At 41.4% G+C, this 17331-nt stretch carries 20 protein-coding genes; 4 read left to right on the top strand and 16 right to left on the bottom strand.

Going from position 1 to position 17331, the window contains the following annotated elements:
* Position 1 precedes the first annotated feature (1 nt).
* The 3 genes from BUB93_RS06480 to BUB93_RS06470 form a co-directional block, all read right to left on the bottom strand.
* Complete coding sequence (locus BUB93_RS06480; protein WP_073270318.1) at positions 2-619, bottom strand: sugar transferase; 618 nt, start codon at positions 617-619, stop codon at positions 2-4.
* Between the two features lie 232 nt (positions 620-851).
* Positions 852-1070 carry a DUF2922 domain-containing protein gene (locus tag BUB93_RS06475; protein WP_073270316.1) on the bottom strand — a complete coding sequence of 73 codons (219 nt, stop codon included), beginning with the start codon at positions 1068-1070 and terminating at the stop codon, positions 852-854.
* Positions 1071-1269: 199 nt separating this feature from the next.
* Entirely contained in the window at positions 1270-1494 is a 225-nt protein-coding gene (locus tag BUB93_RS06470; RefSeq protein ID WP_073270314.1) for a DUF1659 domain-containing protein, read from the bottom strand.
* 372 nt (positions 1495-1866) lie between these two features.
* Between BUB93_RS06470 and BUB93_RS06465 the strand changes: the two genes are divergently transcribed.
* Positions 1867-2415, top strand: a complete 549-nt coding sequence (locus BUB93_RS06465; RefSeq protein ID WP_073270312.1) for a hypothetical protein — start codon at positions 1867-1869, stop codon at positions 2413-2415.
* A gap of 306 nt (positions 2416-2721) precedes the next feature.
* On the opposite strand, the gene BUB93_RS06460 is transcribed toward BUB93_RS06465, so the two are convergent.
* The 3 genes from BUB93_RS06460 to BUB93_RS06450 all read right to left on the bottom strand — a co-directional run bounded on the left by BUB93_RS06460 (position 2722) and on the right by BUB93_RS06450 (position 6191).
* A complete protein-coding gene (locus tag BUB93_RS06460) occupies positions 2722-3285 on the bottom strand; it encodes a sigma-70 family RNA polymerase sigma factor (RefSeq protein WP_073270310.1) in 564 nt (187 codons plus the stop codon).
* 267 nt (positions 3286-3552) lie between these two features.
* Entirely contained in the window at positions 3553-4221 is a 669-nt protein-coding gene (locus BUB93_RS06455) for a DNA alkylation repair protein (protein WP_278278377.1), read from the bottom strand.
* A gap of 47 nt (positions 4222-4268) precedes the next feature.
* The gene (locus tag BUB93_RS06450) at positions 4269-6191 is read right to left on the bottom strand and encodes a sigma-54-dependent Fis family transcriptional regulator (protein WP_073270308.1); all 1923 of its coding nucleotides are present in this window, start codon (positions 6189-6191) and stop codon (positions 4269-4271) included.
* Positions 6192-6356: 165 nt separating this feature from the next.
* Here BUB93_RS06450 and ygiD point away from each other — a divergent pair, with 165 nt between their 5' ends.
* Positions 6357-7136 (top strand): 4,5-DOPA-extradiol-dioxygenase, encoded by a 780-nt coding sequence (gene ygiD, locus BUB93_RS06445; protein ID WP_341465279.1) that lies wholly within the window; start codon positions 6357-6359, stop codon positions 7134-7136.
* Positions 7137-7462: 326 nt separating this feature from the next.
* On the opposite strand, the gene BUB93_RS06440 is transcribed toward ygiD, so the two are convergent.
* The 10 genes from BUB93_RS06440 to BUB93_RS06395 all read right to left on the bottom strand — a co-directional run bounded on the left by BUB93_RS06440 (position 7463) and on the right by BUB93_RS06395 (position 15716).
* Positions 7463-8680 (bottom strand): DUF438 domain-containing protein, encoded by a 1218-nt coding sequence (locus BUB93_RS06440; protein WP_073270304.1) that lies wholly within the window; start codon positions 8678-8680, stop codon positions 7463-7465.
* Positions 8681-8697: 17 nt separating this feature from the next.
* Entirely contained in the window at positions 8698-8922 is a 225-nt protein-coding gene (locus tag BUB93_RS06435) for a DUF1858 domain-containing protein (protein WP_073270302.1), read from the bottom strand.
* Positions 8923-8931: 9 nt separating this feature from the next.
* Positions 8932-9600, bottom strand: coding sequence for an iron-sulfur cluster repair di-iron protein (gene ric, locus BUB93_RS06430; protein ID WP_073270300.1), 669 nt, complete (start codon positions 9598-9600; stop codon positions 8932-8934).
* 83 nt (positions 9601-9683) lie between these two features.
* Entirely contained in the window at positions 9684-10379 is a 696-nt protein-coding gene (locus tag BUB93_RS06425) for a Crp/Fnr family transcriptional regulator (protein ID WP_073270298.1), read from the bottom strand.
* A gap of 1 nt (position 10380) precedes the next feature.
* Entirely contained in the window at positions 10381-11184 is an 804-nt protein-coding gene (locus BUB93_RS06420; protein ID WP_073270296.1) for an ABC transporter ATP-binding protein, read from the bottom strand.
* Complete coding sequence (locus tag BUB93_RS11435; protein ID WP_073270294.1) at positions 11181-12071, bottom strand: glycine betaine ABC transporter substrate-binding protein; 891 nt, start codon at positions 12069-12071, stop codon at positions 11181-11183. The genes BUB93_RS06420 and BUB93_RS11435 overlap by 4 nt, the downstream gene beginning before the upstream one ends.
* A gap of 14 nt (positions 12072-12085) precedes the next feature.
* Positions 12086-12730 (bottom strand): ABC transporter permease, encoded by a 645-nt coding sequence (locus tag BUB93_RS11430; RefSeq protein WP_341465278.1) that lies wholly within the window; start codon positions 12728-12730, stop codon positions 12086-12088.
* A 525-nt stretch (positions 12731-13255) separates the two neighbouring features.
* Complete coding sequence (locus BUB93_RS06405) at positions 13256-14155, bottom strand: FUSC family protein (protein ID WP_073270292.1); 900 nt, start codon at positions 14153-14155, stop codon at positions 13256-13258.
* A 56-nt stretch (positions 14156-14211) separates the two neighbouring features.
* The gene (locus tag BUB93_RS06400) at positions 14212-15048 is read right to left on the bottom strand and encodes a CvfB family protein (RefSeq protein WP_073270291.1); all 837 of its coding nucleotides are present in this window, start codon (positions 15046-15048) and stop codon (positions 14212-14214) included.
* On the bottom strand, positions 15045-15716 hold the full coding sequence (locus tag BUB93_RS06395) for a TVP38/TMEM64 family protein (protein WP_073270289.1): 672 nt from the start codon (positions 15714-15716) through the stop codon (positions 15045-15047). The genes BUB93_RS06400 and BUB93_RS06395 overlap by 4 nt, the downstream gene beginning before the upstream one ends.
* A gap of 155 nt (positions 15717-15871) precedes the next feature.
* Here BUB93_RS06395 and BUB93_RS06390 point away from each other — a divergent pair, with 155 nt between their 5' ends.
* Both BUB93_RS06390 and BUB93_RS06385 read left to right on the top strand, forming a co-directional pair.
* Entirely contained in the window at positions 15872-16675 is an 804-nt protein-coding gene (locus BUB93_RS06390; protein ID WP_073270286.1) for an amino acid ABC transporter substrate-binding protein, read from the top strand.
* A gap of 12 nt (positions 16676-16687) precedes the next feature.
* Entirely contained in the window at positions 16688-17329 is a 642-nt protein-coding gene (locus tag BUB93_RS06385) for an amino acid ABC transporter permease (protein ID WP_073270283.1), read from the top strand.
* Positions 17330-17331 lie beyond the last annotated feature (2 nt).

The following is a 17331-nucleotide window of genomic DNA, read 5'->3' as shown; positions in this document are numbered from 1 at the left end:
ATTAACTATTTTTTTCTTCATTTTTGTTTCCTGTACCACCCTCGACTACACCTTCTGATCTCAAAACACTTAAGAAGGTTGCAAAAAAGCACCTTGTATCTAATAACAAACCCATATTTTGAACGTATTCGCCGTCCAGTCTGGCTTTAACCTCTATGGGCAGTTCATCTCGTCCGTTTATCTGAGCCCAACCTGTAAGTCCAGGCGATATGTCATTTGCCTTGTACTTGTCTCTTTCTTCTATAAGGTCGAACTGGTTCCAAAGAGCAGGCCTTGGTCCTACGATGCTCATGTCTCCATTAAAGATATTGAATATCTGCGGCAGCTCATCCAGGCTGGTTTTACGCAAGAACTTACCCATTTTAGTTATATACTGCTCCGGGTTTTCCAACAAATGAGTTGGCGTATCCTTTGGAGTATGTATGCTCATAGTTCTGTATTTTAATATTTGGAAGTGGGTTTTGTTTTTTCCGACTCGTTTTTGTTTGAATAAGATAGGTCCCTCAGAATCTAGTTTTATTAGAATAGCAAGAATTAAAAAAACGGGCGACAATACTATAATTCCAACCAATGAAAGAATTATGTCAATTGCTCTTTTAATATATATGTATAAGATCATTATTTACCACCTTAAATTTGTTGTGAGAACTTTTCTTCTCAGAAGATTATACCCTGTTTCCACGATAAAAACAAGAAGCAACCACCCCTATGAGACATCCAGTAATCACCCTTACAAATTATAGCATCTTTTACTGGTAAAATAAAGATAAAAGATTACTCTAACTGGAAATTAAAAGCAAAACAGGCCTTTCTCTTAACTTAATAGAGAAATGCCTGCTTCATATTGTTTATTAAACTTCCAGTTCGGTTACTTCTGTTGTTATAAGCTGTGCTGATACTTTTTCTGCCAAAGGCGAGCCTGATGGTTGAAATATGCCTGTGGTTATCAGCATATCCATCATTGCTCCGGCTTCAGCAGCCGTTACATCCGCCCTTGCATTGTCGACGGTTATCTTGCTATTGTATCCATCAGCTCTTTTAAAGCTCATGTCCAGTTTTAGAGTTGCCATTAAATCACCTCCTCTCCTATGTTAGTTGCTAGTTATTGGTGGTTAGTGGTTAGTGCCTGATGTTTTTACTTACATCTTGTATCTTAGAACTTACAACTCGAGCCTCTTGCTTTGCCTTCTACTTTCCAACTTTACGCACGCTTCCCGTGAGCGAAGCGAATCTTTACCGTGAACGCAGTGACCCTACCCTACGAATGCCTTACAGGCTTACGAGTACAGTTTCCTGTATCTTGTGGACTCCTTCAAGAGGATTAGTCTGAAGATCTGCTAATGCTTCAGCTACATCGTAAACCTCCTGGTCTGCTGCTTCATTGTTCATGTTTGAATAAGTTTTGTTTCTAACTATTGGGTTTCCGTTTTCATTGGTGCCAAAGTTAAGCTTCAAAACCATTCTTGATGATAGAACTGTGGATTCTACTGCCATGGTATCACCTCCTTCCGTATATTAGTCGTTAGACATTAGTCATTAGTTGTTAGCTCTTGGGGATTCCTATGGGGGCAAAGCAACGTTATTCCTGAGATTTCTCGCCAAGCTCGAAATGATTGTATTTGTATGAGGATGCTTTTATTTCCGCATACTGGCTCACTGGAATCCTGCCTCAAGCTGTCAACCTGCTTTCCTTTGTCTTACATAAATAAAATAGCTTTACTGATGAAAAACCAACCCATGAATAATTATTTTATTTTTTTACATATTTAACTGGATTAAATCTTTGCCCTTTGTTAAAATATTATCTATACATATATTTCATTATATGTTATTTTAAATAACTAAATTAATACAAGGAGTGAACTCATGAAACCAAACTTTTTCGAGAAACGATCCATCAAACCACAAGACACCTTATGTCTGATCCCAATCTACGGTAAAAACGGCGGCAACGCTACAAAATTAAAAGTCGGAGAAATTACCATTGTAGTAAAAAACGCACTGCCCACTATATTAAAGCAATATTATAAGCTCTACAGCATAAATGCAGATTACATAAAAGAAAGAGTTTGCCAATACACCAACCAAAAGTCCCTATCTACAATCCCCATAACTCCCGAAATAATCTTGATGCCCTTTAAATATCGCAAGCCCGTTTCAAACGACTCTGTATACGGCTACGTAAACATAAAACAAATTCAATCTATAGAGTCCCACGAAGACCCCGAATTTAAAAGCAAAATAAAGTTTCATAACAAAAGCGATATTTTAAGCAGGCAGAGCTTAAAATCATTGAATGAAAATTTGATAAAGGCAAAGATGCTTGAGGGCTGCTTTTTCGAACAGCAACAAAGGGATAACAAAATTACACCTAGGCTGCTTATGGAGATATTTCAGGAAGTCTACAGGAGTTGATTAAAGTTGAAAAGTTAAACGATTATTCAACTATTGCTTAGCCATCGTTTCGCCAAGTTTAACGATATGCCAATTGCATATTTTTCTGAGATTTCTCGCTAGGCTCGAAATGACAGCTTTTTGTGTGAGCCGGATTTTTTTGGGTCTATGGTAGAGCACATTATTAGTTGTTGGTCTTTCGTCGTTAGACTTGGGTATTCCTTTAGGGTCGGGGCAGGGTACAGAGACCCTACCCTACAAAGGCTACGATTTTTCCAACTTTCTAACTGACCAACTTTCACCTTTCCTTAAATCTTATGACTTAAATTATTGCTTCATCTGATTTGCATAGTTGGCTTTTAGCTTGTCCAAGGATCTTTTTTTGAGCTTTACGATGCTTTGATAGTGGATGCCGTATTCCTTGGCAATATCCACAAGCTTTTTGCCTTTAAAGTAATGCTCTTTTAGAATCCACTGCTGCCTGTCAGAGAGCTTATCCATTGCACCTTTAAGCATGGCTCTGTCCGCCTGCCAAATAAGATTTTGAGCAAAGCCCTCATCATTGGATTCTGGATCCACCATCTGGTCGTCGTATATTTCCTCTACAGGTATTATATCTGCCCTTTTTCTTGCCTTGATTTTGTCCATGTAGGAATAGAAAAGCCTGTTTTTGTAATATAGGACAAAGGGCAATTTTTTATCTTTGTCGTAATCATCTACGGATATTAGCAGGATCTCTATAGATGCCTGGTATGCATCCTCTATTGAATCTTCGCAGTATCCGTATTTTTTTATCATTGAATAGATAAGTGGCTTTAAGTCCTCTATAATGATTGACAGGTTTTTTTCTCTTTTGGTGCCTTGCTTGATTTCTTCGATAAGTTTTTGCATGGGTGGCTCCTTCCTCACTTAGGTGTTAGTTGTTAGTTGTTAGTCGTTAGACTAGGGTATTCCTCTGGGGCATGTTTCAGATTACAATTTTGTCTGCACATATCGTACTTCACCCGATTTATTTTGTTAAATATGGATCAAATGTATTTAAAAAACAGCCTGCCGTATTTGGCAAGCTGCTTAGCTTAGTCTTTGCTTTATGAATAAAATAGAAATACAAGAAAAAATAAACCCATGCTTAATTATATTAATTTTATGCCTTTAAAATTATACGTATTTTCCCCCTTCTCTTTTAGCCAAAGGCGCTAGATCTAGAGTTTCTATGACTTCTCTTACAAAATCAGCATTTGTCTTTGAATACTCCCTTAGTGCCCACCCGATGGCTTTATCGATGAAAAATTCCTTGGTATCTAAGTTATATTCAATTATTTCTTTAAGAAGCTCCTTATTCGTATTCTCCTTGTATTTAAGCTGAAATAAAATGGCCGTTCTTGCAATCCATATATTTTGGGACCTACCCCATTTTTTCATAGCTTCTTCCGTTTGTTTTCTGTAGCGCAAACCTATTTCTCCCACAAGATTCCCGGCGATAAGGTCCACCGTGTCCCACCAAGGCTTATTAACGATTAATTTTTGCAAGTTCGAAAGGTCATCTTCTACCAACAGCTTCTTCACAGCTGCCAGGTATTCCATTGCCAGGTATTGAAACTCCCTTTCAGGAAGATCCCAAAGGTGATATACAAATCCCCAGTCTATTTGCTCTTCTTTCTTTGCTTCCTTTAGAAACTGCTTGCTTAAAAGAGCCCTTTGAGGTTTTTTAATGCCCAGAAAATCAAATTGGTTTCTCATATAGGCACTCATGGGAGCGGCGTTTTCAGGGTCCGCGTTTTCGTATAAGGTTTTTATGATCTCGGTTTTATTTATGATTTTTATCACTCCCTGGTATTTAGAGGTAAGGTGTAAGTGTGCATGGAAACCGGACCCTACATCCTGTGTAGATCTATGGAATAGGTTTTTATCTTGCGGTATATGGTCGCCTTGCTTATATTAAGAGACTGGGCAGCCTTTACTGCGTTGCCCTTGTTGATCATAAGGGCTTCCTCTATGGTATTTCTCTCTATATCCTTTAGGCTTTCAGCTTGCTTTATCACGCTGCCTATTGGCCTTGCCTGCTTACCTGTAAACTGCACGTCATCGATAAGCTCCGACTGGGATAGATAAAAGGCCCTTTGCACCAGGTTCTTAAGCTCCCTTACGTTACCTGTCCACTCGTGCTCTAATAGCTTTCGTTCAAAAGCCGGAGTAAACCTCTTTAAAAGGCCTCCGTTTTCGATGTTTAAATCTCTTAAGAAGTATTTTGCAATCTCCAGGATGTCCTCTTTTCTTCTTTTAAGAGGCAAAAGCCTCAAGTTGATTACGTTTAGCCTATAATAGAGATCCTGCCTAAATGAGGTCTTATTAACTTCATCCAGCAGATTTCTGTTTGTAGCAGCGAGTATCCTTACGTCAAGCTCCCTCTCGTAAGTACCACCTATCCTTACCACCCTGTTTTCATCTAAAACCCTTAGCAGCTTCGGCTGAACCTCCAGGGGTATCTCTCCGATTTCGTCAAGAAACAGCGTGCCGCCGTTTGCAAGCTCAAACTTTCCGGGCCTGCCCCCTTTAAGTGCTCCTGTAAAGGATCCGTTTTCGTAGCCGAAGAGCTCGCTTTCAAAGAGGTCCTTGGGTATTGCCGCACAGTTTATCGCTATGAAGGGTCCGTTTTTTCTGTGGCTTTCATTGTGTATCGACTGGGCAAAAAGCTCCTTGCCTGTTCCGCTTTCTCCTTCTATCAATACAGAGCATTCGGTATTTGATATCCTCTTTGCCGTATTTATAAGGTCTATCGTCTTGTCGTTTTTGGTTATGATGTTGTCAAAGGTATAATTGGCCTTAAAGCCTGCCAGCTTGTTAAGCTCCCTTCTTACCTGCTTGGCCTCCCTTATGACAAGAATAGCTCCCATGACGTCGTTGTTTGAGATGATTGGGGAAATATTTAGGGTGCACTCAATCTTTTTGCCCTCTAGGCACAGTGTGATGTCTGAATATCTAAGCTTGTGCTTGTCCACAAAGATATTCTTTTCTATCTCTACATCCTTTAACACCTTGTTCATGTCTATTTTATTAATATCCTCTTGCTCCATCTTAAATATTATAGGTATCTTGTTGTTTACCCTTATGATCTTAAGATCTGTATCTATTATGATCAAGCCGTCAAGCATGGAGTCCAGGGCAGTATCCAAAAGCCTGTAGGAATCCAGAATCGCCATCTGCTTTTCGATGGTCTTTGCAGAGGACACGACGATGCCATATGTATGGGTATGGACATCTTCCACTCTGCCTGAGAGATCAAGACATCCTATGATCCTGCCCTTGGTATCGTGGATAGGTGCAGCAGAGCAGGTCCAACGGTGATGGCTAAGGCAAAAATGGTCAGCCCCCACCACCTGCACGGGCTTATCCATTGCAAGGCAAGTCCCTATGGCATTTGTTCCTACGTTCTTTTCATCCCACATGGTGCCCTTGTAAAAGTTTATGTTTTCGTGGTTCTTCGCAATGTCTTTATTTACTATTATGTCTATCAGGACACCATCTTCATCAGTCAAGACAACGCTGTAGCTTGTGTCCTTTACCATCTCGTAAATATCTTCCATGACAGGCCTGGCGATATCTAGTAGCTCCTTTTTCTCCTTTAAGCGTCTTTGAAGGTCATCTTTTGATACTACGCTTCCGACACCGTCATAGACATCCACCTTTAAGTCTTCACATCTTTTCCAAGACATCAGTATTTCAGGTCTCAAGGATTTGTCGGCGATTTTGTTTTCCATGTAGTCTTTCCAAATCTGTTTTTTCTTTAAGGCATCCATTCATACGCCCCCGTTTTTATATTTTGATTGTTATCGATTACAGCTTCCACAAAGCCTTTTCCTACATTATACGTTTTTTGGCGCAAATATTCAATAAGTTGGAAAATCCAATAGGTTTATAACCGTTAAAAAGGGTATAAAAAAATCAGCACATAATTTGAAGAGGTGATAATTTTGAAAAAAACGCCTGCCCTGTTTGTAGGTCACGGTTCTCCTATGAACGCGATTGAAACAAACTCTTACACTGAAGAGTGGGTGCGAATAGCAAAGAAGATCGACAAGCCAAAAGGAATACTCTCAGTATCTGCTCATTGGTACACTGACCATACGAGCGTATTTGACACTAAAAGCCCCAAAACAGTTTACGACATGTACGGCTTCCCCGAGGATCTATATAACATCATATACGATGCCCCGGGAGATCCTACCCTTGCAAAGCATGTTGTAAATATGCTCGGAGATTTTGTAGGGGTGGATAACAGCTGGGGGCTGGATCATGGCACATGGTCAGTGCTTCATCATATGTATCCGGAAAGGGACGTACCGGTGGTGCAGCTTAGCATCGACAAGAACAAACCCTTTTCGTATCATTACCTGTTAGGCAAGAAGCTTCAAAGATTAAGGGAGGAAGGGATACTGATATTCGGAACAGGCAACATAGTCCACAACCTCCACCTAGTAAGGATGGATGCAAAAAGCGGATATCCCTGGGCATATGAATTTGACGATTACATTGAAGCGCAGATTGAAAACAGAAATTATGAAGGGGTATTAAAATATAAAAAAGCGGGAAAGTCCGCTGACAATGCTTTTTGGATGCCGGATCATTACCTGCCGTTACTATACGTCCTTGGGGCATCGGACGAAGATGACGGGGTGGAAGTCTTTAACAAGGACTGCGTGTTCGGGTCGGTGTCAATGACCGGGTATCTTTTTAGTCGTTAGTTATTGGTCGGTGAGGCGGGAAATACATGTTAAACGATTGCGGGGCAGTCGGGAAACGGTCGTTTAACAGTCGTAAAAGCTTTTGATTTTCCAATCGCTTAACTACTGTTTGATCATCGTTCCACTATAGTTTAACGATGTGCCTAGCGGTTGTGGGGCAATTGAGAAATGAGCTTTTCCCGAGACAAAAGGGCGCATCCCACGTGAGCGAAGCGAACCAACTTAGTGTCCCTTTGTGTTCTTCGTGGTAAAAAGCTTTGGCTTTCCAACTGTCTACTTTTAAAAGCGTCCATTTTAAAGTGATACTAAAATGGACGCTTTTTGTTTTAATCTGCCAATCTTTTTTCTCCTTGCAGCTCCTGTATGGGTTTGACATCCTGGCTTACCTCCACCACCCCAAGGAATTCGCCGTCGGCGTCCCTTACTGCAAAGTATTTTATCAGAACGAATTTATCTCCGAAGTTTATCCAAAAATCTTCATGGTCTTTTTTCCCCGATTTCAAATCTTCCACGATCTTTTCAACTATGTGCACGCTTGAAGGCGGATGGCAGTTCTTTACCTCTCTGCCTATAATGGTCTTCGGTCTTGCGAATATCCTCTCCTTGCCTTGAGAGAAATACTTGACCTTGCCGTTTTTATCCACAAATGTTATGTCCACCGGCAATACGTTTAGCATAGCGTTTATTTCCTCAGGAAGCATAAACCCTGCATCAAACTGAACCTGGCCTTGAAGCCACACTGACTCTGCAGGCTTTGGCTCTTCCTCTTTTGGCTTCCACTCATGTATAGGCTTTACAAAGACGTATCCGAACTCATCGCTTTCTTCAAGGATGCTCTGCCACTCCTTGTCATTAAATTTTTCCAAAATCATTGGGAATAGAATGTTTTCTTCTTTGAATATCATCTCTTCAACGCCGGATATTGCAGCCTTTGCTTTTTTGAGTATTTCCTGAGTTGGGTGGTCATATTCAAAGTGGTATAAAAGGGCTTTTGTGTCCCTGATGTTCCTTCTGATTTCGTCATCCACTCCCCACATTACCTTGGGGGGTGCTGTGATATCATATTTTTCCATGTAAGGGAATATCAGATTTTCCTTCCTGGAATAATGAACATCGATCTTCCAAAGCTCGTTAAAGTCGACGATAAGATCCATAGCGATTGCCTCGTCTTCTGTTTCTTCAAAGGCTTGAAGGTGAGGTTTTATTCGATCTTCCAAAAGCTTTTCGATGGCCTTGTTTTCCAGCCTGAAGGTATGCACCGGATGTCCCGGAACGTCTTCTTCATTGATGACTTTATGGATCTGGTCTATAGTGCCCTTAAAAACCGAAGCGTGTACATCGCAAAGCTTTTGAATTTCCTCTACAGGAAGTCCGTCCTTTACAAGCTGGGTTTCCATTTCGGTAATCTCAGTTGCTGACACGTCTTTGAAATTTTCTTCAAACTTTTGCTTTACCTCTTCGAAATCCTTACCCTCATGAAGCTCCAAAATTAGTTGCTTCAGCAGTTTTTGTCTTTGCTCCCGATTATTGATGTGCTCGCTCATGTTCATTCCCTCCAGTATTATTTAATTTCGAAGCCTCTTTCTTTAAAGGTCTCCTTGATTTTATCAAGATCGATCTTTTTCATTGCAGCTCCCTTTTCAATGGTCATGAATCTGCCTACAGTAGCTATCATCTTTGGATCTGTTATATTTTCAAAGCCCAGCTCCTTCATTATCTCTGCAACTTCAGGATAGGCTTTGACAATCTCATTTACAGTCATCTTAAGATCTATTGTCTTTTTCATGTTTGTCTCCTAAAATCTTTTAAACAAAATATTGTTTTCTAGATGCACGTGCTGGAATACATCTCCCTCAAGCTCTTCAAGCTTGTGGTATAGCCTCTCGTAAGTCGGGCATCCGTCTGCAGGAACTGTGTAGTCCTGGGTAAGCTCCCTTAGCCTTCTAAGTATCTCCCCTGCCCCCTCGTGCTCATCTTCGATTTCCTTTTGAATGTCCAAGTCGTTGTTTTCATCAAGCATGTTTGGAAATAGCACTGTTTCTTCCTTTATCAGATGCTGCTCAAGTTCTGCCTTTAAAGCGTGAAACAGCTTATGCACCTCAAATAGTTCCTTGCGTGATGCTCCGTGGGCTCTTAGCACTGCCGCCGAAATAATGCTTATCTCTGGCAAATTAATGTTTAAGTAAGAATGGTGCGTGTCTATTATGTGGTCTATCAGCTCTTCGTTGTTCATCTGGGTGAAATTTTTCCCTTGCCTTGCATCTATAGTGTCCTGTAGGGAATTTAACACGCCCAGCAGCTTGCCTGCATCAACGTCTTTTTCCTTTGCAGCTTCCTCTATGCTTCTTTGGCCTCCACAGCAAAAATCTATTTTGTAAGACTTAAATACCTCCCCAGCCCTGGGCAATCTTGCAACAGTATCCCCCAAGGTGTCTTTTGATGTGATGTTATAATTTGTTTTCATTATAATCTTCCTTTCGATTCTTTTGATCTAATTCTAATCGAAATAAGATTTTAAAACTGTGACGCCCGTCATGATTTGGATATTTATTTAAGCCTGTTAATATCTAAGATTTTTATCTTTTTATTACCCGTCATCACAATCACCCCTTCATTTTGGAGGCTGTTTAGCTTTCTGCTGACCGTCTCCCGGGTTGTTCCGATGTAGCTTGCTATTCCTTCTCTGCTTAATGGGAGCATAAGCTCAAAAGAGCCGTCTTCGTTTTTTGTCCCATGCTTATGGGCAAACTCCAAAAGCACTGCGTTTATTCGCTTTTCGATATCCTTTGCCCCAATGTTTTCTATCATGGACTCGAGCCTGTCTATCCTATAAACCAACTCTTCCATTATCTTCTGATTGATGTTTGGGTGTTTTTTTATCAGGTCCTGAAAATCCTTCTTTGAAATCATGCAGGTATCTACAGGCTCAATGGCCTGGACGTTATACTCTGTTTTTTTGTTTATTACAAGGCTCTTCTCTCCCAGGAAGTCTCCCGGAAAAAACAGGTGGAGTATCTGCTCCTTTCCTTCAGACGTATTTGTATAGGCTTTTGCCTTTCCCTTGTTTATGATTACCAGCCCTTTAAAATCCCCTCCTTCGAAAAAGAGATTCTCACCTTTTTGATAGTGCTTTCTTCTGATAAGGGTTACTACCTTTTTTATCTCATCCTCATTTAACTTCGAAAATATGGGTACCCTTTTGGCACAAAGGCTGTGTCCACAATTACTGCATGTATGCTCCATTTTATTTTGTCCCTTCAGCTTTTAATATAGCCGCTTCGTATTCCTTTTGTAGCTCATTTTCATCAAGGAGAGCCTTGTACCCCTTGATACCGAAAAAGTCTTTCACAAAAGGGGTCCTAGGCCTGTAGACCAGATCCTTGTCAGTTCCGCTTTGTTCTATCCTGCCGCTGTTCATCAAAACTATCCTGGTGCCGAGCTTTAAGGCTTCGTGTATGTCGTGGGTTACGAACACTATAGTCTTGCCTAGCTTTTGGTGAATCTGCTTAAACTCGTCTTGAAGCTTCTTTCTGGCTATCTCATCCACTGCTCCAAAAGGCTCGTCCATAAGTATTATGTCCGGGTCTCCTGCAAGGGCTCTTGCTACGCCGATGCGCTGCTTTTGGCCTCCCGATAGCTGCCTGGGGTATTTGTCTATGTAGCCTTCATCAAGTCCCACCAGCTTGATAAGTTCAAGTGCCTTTAACCTTCTTTTGACTTTGTCTTCTCCCGTTATCTTCAAAACATAACCTATGTTTTCAGCGATGGTCATATGGGGGAAAAGCCCAACCTGCTGGATTACATATCCTATGGATCTTCTAAGGTCTGTCGTATTCCAGGTGGATATCTCCTTGTCCCTGATTACTATCCTTCCCGATGTAGACATTATCATCTTGTTAATCATTTTTAAAAGAGTTGTCTTCCCGCATCCTGAAGGCCCAACCAGAGTGACAAATTCCCCTTCGTCGATTTTTAAGGATATGTCCTTTATTACATGCTTTCCCTCTTCGTAGGATTTCGACACTTTGTCAAATTCGATGATAGTCATTCAATCAGCCCTTTTTCTTTAAGGAAGTCATTGGCAACCTGTGCAGGATCCTGCTTTTCTATTTCAACCAAATAGTTTAGATAAGTCATCTCCTCGTCATCTATGGCTCCTGTTAGCATTTCCAAAACCCCTTCAAGCTCTGGGTATTCATCAAGGGTTTCTTGCCTGATTATGGTAGCTGCATAATAGGAGGGAAAGAAATTTTTGTCATCTTTTAAAACAACCAAATCGTACTCTTTAAGCCGACCGTCTGTAGAAAATACATTTATAACGTCGACTTCATCTCTGCCGATTGCATCGTATTTAAGGCCTATGTCCAGCTCGACTTGACGGGAAAAGTCAAATCCGTAAGCCTCTACAAGCCCGGGGTAGCCGTCTTCCCTTTCGTAAAAGTCGTACTCCGCTCCAAAATCAAGGTCGTTGCTTACCCTGACAAGGTCACTGTAGGTCTGTAGATTAAGTTCCAAGGCCAGCTCTCTTTTGACAGCAAGGGCAAAGGTATTGTTAAATCCGTAAAGCCCTGTCCACTTGAAGTTGTATTCCTGCTGATATCCTTCCTTTACCGCCCGGTAGAGTTCATCGGGATCATTTATCAAGTCCTCTTTTAGCACAAACAGCCAGCCTGTACCGGTGTATTCCGGATACATGTCGATTTCTCCCTTTTCCATCCCCGGATGGATGTTAGACGTTCCTCCTCCGATGCCCATCTTCTGCTCAACGGTTATGTCAGTCTCCTGTTCGATAAGGTCTGTGAGCATCTCAACCAGTATGTACTGCTCCGTCATGGGCTTGCTTGCTATTACCACCTTTTTTTCTTCTGTGGAGCATCCTGCAAACAAGGATGTCGTCAGCGCTATCACTCCTATGATTGCTATAATCTTTTTCAATATGCCACCCCCTATTATTTTCCCAACACTTTAATGCTAAATCCTTTTTCTACAAATCCCAGCACTACGTCCGAGATTATTGCAAACAGAGCTACCAAGAGACTCCCTGCCACGGTCATTTCGGGAAAGTTCGTGGTTATTCCCCTCCAGATAGCTACTCCCAGGCCACCGGCCCCTATAAACGAGGCTATTCCTCCAAGGGCTATGGTCATGATCACCATGGTTCTGAATCCTGCTATTATAACAGGGGAAGCCAAAGGGAGCTGAATGCTTACTAGCAGCTGCAAAGGCGTGCTTCCCATTGCCGTTGCGGATTCGATTATCTCAGGATCTACCTCCGTTATCCCCACGTAAGTGTTTCTGATAATCGGCAAGACTCCGTATAGGGACAACGCTATTATGGCGCTGGTGTTTCCTATGCCTGTAACAGCTACCAAAAATCCGAACAATGCAATGGATGGAATCGTATATAAAAAGCCTGTCAGGGTAAGCACCACCGACGCCAGCCTTTTATTTGAAGTCATCAGTATTCCTGTAGAGAGGCCTACAACTGTTATTATCAATACGGCGACCGATGTAAGGTATATATGTTCGATAAACAACTTGGTGAAAAACTCGGTTCTTTGCATATAAAGATCAAACACGCCACTTATTTTCAAGATATCACCACTTTCAGTTGTTGTTATTAAATTTTTATACCCTGAAAACACGTTGTTAGACACAAAATTTAAAGTTATAAAATAAACAAATGGAAAGCTGCAGGCAAAACTGTGCATGCTTCTGACTCCCCAATATGCACAAAGCCCCCGGAGCTATATCAGCTCCAGGGGCGGGGGCAAACAACCACTACTCAACTTTCATGAAATTTCATGTAATTGCCACAGGACCCGCTACGTCCCATGCAAAGACATAATATTCCCATTTTAATTGAGTCAACTCATCATAAATTTGTCGCAGCAAGCGTTTTAGTATGAAAATTCAAAGCGTTTCGCAACCTTGGATACAACATATTTCATGATGCTTATAATCAGACAGAGTTCCAAATAATAATTCATATTTTTCCACTATCCCTCCTTTTAAATACAAGAGGCTTTCCCAACATTTCCGTCACTTATTATTTACCCGGTTTAACTATTGATAAACGATTGGTTAAAGACCTGCTATAAGTTGTAAGATATAATCGGTTATTTATCGCAGGCTCCGTCTATGCCCAGTTCTTTCATCTTTTCAAGCAAAGCTTCCGCATGATAATTGTATACGTTTTTAAATGCTTTACTTTCGTGTTGATACGTATCTGCACCTTCAAAATGCAAATCTTCCAGTTGCTGCAGGTTTTCATCGCTTAATACCGGTCGTTTTGATATCTTGTCCATCACCTTCAGATGGGTGTATATTGAATCGAATCTTTCCAGCAGCTTACGCTTTTCTGCCAGGCTTCTTGCGTTTTTCTTCTTCATGGCAAATTCAGCTCTATAATCATTTATTTCGTCAGATAGGCTGTTAAGAGCCTCCCTGAATTTTTCCAGATCGACCTTCTCATTTGTGCAAAAGGCATCGTTGACATCTTGTTTTATTATCTCCACCAATGCATCTGCTTGTGTCTTAATAGTCTTTTCAAAATCGTAGGGAAATATAAGATAGTTTACTGCGAGCCCGACTCCCAGCCCCAAGATGGTATCTGCTATCCTGTTTAAGCTGTTTGCCAGTATGCTGCCTTCCGCCATTTCAAGCATGATAGACAAAAACACCACGCCTGCTATGACAATGGACTTATTCCATTTGAAAAGGTTGCAGATGTATATTATTATTGTTATCCCTATGCTCGTGAGGATCAGATTGCCTGGATCTATATAGGCAAAGCCCATTCCTAAAAGGGCTCCAAGAACCGTGCCCATCACCCTGTTTTTGCCGACGTCAAATGAGTTCATTACAGAACTCTCCATCGAGATCATTGCGGCGATGACGACGTAGAAGGGGCTGTCCATATTTAACAGCTCTCCAAGCAAAAGGCATATAAGCACGGCTATGGCCGTTTTTACGTTTCGCATTCCAAGTCTGTAGTTTTTATAGCTTTTATAATTCATAATGAATACCTCTTTGTTGGTAGTAGATAGTAAAAGTCGTAATATTCAGCTCGTATTTACAGCATCTTGATTCCTTTATCGTTTATTTCTATTTTTTTGTTTTTCAACAGTCTTCCCACCGCTCTTTTAAATGCGCTTTTGCTCATGTCAAATTCTGCTTTTATGGCGCTCGCCTGGCTCTTGTCGTTATATGGCAAAAATCCGTTTCGCTTGACAAGGCTTCTCATTATCTTTTCAGCATCATCGTCAATTTCGTCGTGAGCTTGCTTTCTGATACTGAGGTTCAGCTTCCCATCAGGTCTGATTTTAACTACCCTTGCTTCTATCACGTCCCCTATATCAAAAATGCCGAACATCTCGTTAAGGGGTATCATGCCGTGATACTTGTTTTCCACAGCTACAAATACGCCCATTTCTCTGTTGTGGGCATAGACAGTTCCGCTGACCTGGTCATTTTCGTTAAAGGGAGATTTATCGCTTAACATCTTGTGGACCTTCATCGTTGCGCATAGCCTGTCGCTTTTATCCACATACAAAGACACAAGACAGTCATCCCCCGTCCTTACCTTTCCTATCTGCTCTTTGAACGGCAAAAGAAGGTCCTTCTCAAGGCCCCAGTCCAAAAAAGCACCGATGTTTGTCGCTTCTACCACCCTGAGCTTTTTTATGTCGCCAAATAAGATCTTAGGTGTCCTGACAGTCGCTATGAGCCTGTCTTTAGAGTCCCTGTAGATAAAGACTTTTATCTTGTCCCCAGGCTGTGCATCTTCCGGCACTTGGCTTTTAGGCAACAGCACATCATCATCCAGCGCCCCTTCAAATTCGTTTAGGTAAACTCCTATGCTTGTCTTTCTAAGTATCGTCAGCTCCTGTATCTTTCCTATATCCATTATATTTTCTCCTCTTCATTTTTTCTGCTGAATTTTTTATATCCTCTTGCCACTGCAAATGATATTCCCAAAGCTATAATAACCGGCAATATAAATGCAGGGGAGGTGGGATCATCTGCGGATTCGCCCATCAAGGTAAAAAGAAATACCCCCGGAGCAAACCCCAACAGGCTTCCTGTGATATAAATCGGATACGGCACCCCTGCCGCACCGAAAAACATGTTGACTATGTCAACTGGAGGTCCTGGTATGTTTCGCGATGCCGCACATATTACCAGGCCGTTTTTTTCGCCGTATTCCATGATATCATGAGCCTTCTTGCTTCCTTCTATCATCTTTTCGACTCTGTCCTTGCCAAACCTTCTACCTAAAAGATAACCGACACTTAGATGGAGATACAGCCCTGTAAAGGTGGTCAATATCGCCAAGTGGAAAGGCAGTATCAGCCCGGTGGCTATGAACAAGCCTTTCATCGGTATAAAGACAAGTACCGTTTTAGCTAGATACCAAAGTATGATTATGCCGGAAGCCATAAAAGGCGATTCTGCTTCATAGCTGAGCATGTCTGCTATTTCCATCCTGTCAGTACCAGCCAGCCACATCACTGCCAGCAATAAAAGGGCTATTATCAGTACCGTTAGTATTTTATGATGCTTTATAAGTCCTATCATCTATTACCTTCCCTTGTGTTTGCTACTTATATTCTACTCTATTTTTAACGATAAATACAGTTTTAGCGGACATATATTGAAATTGAAGCTTATTAGCTTGACATTGGACCGTATAAAAATTAAAATGCATTTATAAAACAGGAGGAGGGAAACTCATGAAAAAATCATTAACAGCAGTGATGCTGCTGGTTTTATCCGTTTCATTATTATTTGGATGCACCAGCACAGACAGTTCAGAAGACACCTGGAAAGACCTTGAGGACAGAGGAACTGTAATAGTCGGTTTCGACGATACATTTGTTCCCATGGGATTCAAAGATGGAAGCGGAGAAATAATCGGTTTCGACATAGACCTTGCCAAAGAGGCTATCGGCAGGATGGGCCTTGAGCCTGAATTTCAGCCAATAGACTGGAATCTTAAGGAAACCGAGCTTAATACAAAAAACATAGACCTTATCTGGAACGGATATACAATTACAGATGAAAGAAAAGAAAAGGTCAACTTTACAAAGCCATATCTTGACAACAGACAGGTCATCGTAGTCTTAAGCGGTTCAGATATCGATATGAAAGCCGATCTTGAAGGAAGAATCGTTGCAGCTCAAAACGCTTCAAGTGCTTTGGCAGCCATTCAAGCAGAAGGCGCGGCAGAAACCTTTGACGGTGGCGAGCCTATACTCTTCGATACCTACAACGATGCTTTCATGGACCTGGAAGCAGGAAGAGTGCATGCAGTAGTCGCTGATGAAATCCTGGCTAGGTACTACATATCTGAAAGAGGCGAAGAAAAATACAAAGTCCTTGATGAAGATTTCGGTGACGAAGAATATGGCGTGGGAGTAAGAAAATCTGATGAGATTCTTCTTGGTAAGTTAAACGATATTTTGGACGAAATGAAATCAGACGGATCAGCTGAAGCTATTTCAGAAAAATGGTTCGGCGAAAACATAGTGAAGTAACCGGGTGAATATATGGATTATTTATTGAGCATGGCACCACTTATGTTACAGGGTCTTAGAACGACCCTGTGGCTGTTTTTCCTAACTGCACTTGGCTCTATACCTCTGGGGATGCTCGTCTGCATCCTCAGGCTTTCAAAATACACGCCTTTGCAGAGAATGATGCAACTATATATATTGCTGATGAGAGGGACCCCCCTTTTGCTTCAGCTTATTTTTATTTTCTTTGGTCTTCCTATCATAGGAATCGTGATTAACAGGGAGTCGGCTGCTTTGATTGCCTTTATCCTTAATTACGCTGCATATTTTGCCGAAATATTCAGAGGCGGGATTCTCTCCATAGACCAAGGCCAATACGAAGCATCAACCGTGCTGGGCCTGTCGAAAATACAGACATTTTTCGGAATCATACTTCCCCAGGTAGTAAAACGCGTTCTTCCTCCCGGAGGAAATGAACTGATAACCTTGGTGAAAGATACCTCTTTAGCATATATACTTGGGCTTGGGGATGTCCTAAGAGCATCACGGACGCTGACTAACCAGCAAGCTTCATTGATACCGCTTTTTTTGGCAGGAGCCATTTATTTGGTGCTTGTTTCGGTAGTTACCTTCGGACTTAAAAAAGCTGAAACTAAATTTGAATATTACAGGTAGGT

Origin of the sequence: Alkalibacter saccharofermentans DSM 14828 (assembly GCF_900128885.1) — a bacterium.
In the GTDB taxonomy this organism is placed as follows: Bacteria; Bacillota; Clostridia; order Eubacteriales; family Alkalibacteraceae; genus Alkalibacter; species Alkalibacter saccharofermentans.
The sequence above is the reverse complement of the archived record's forward strand: the minus strand, read 5'-3'. Positions and strand labels throughout refer to the sequence as shown.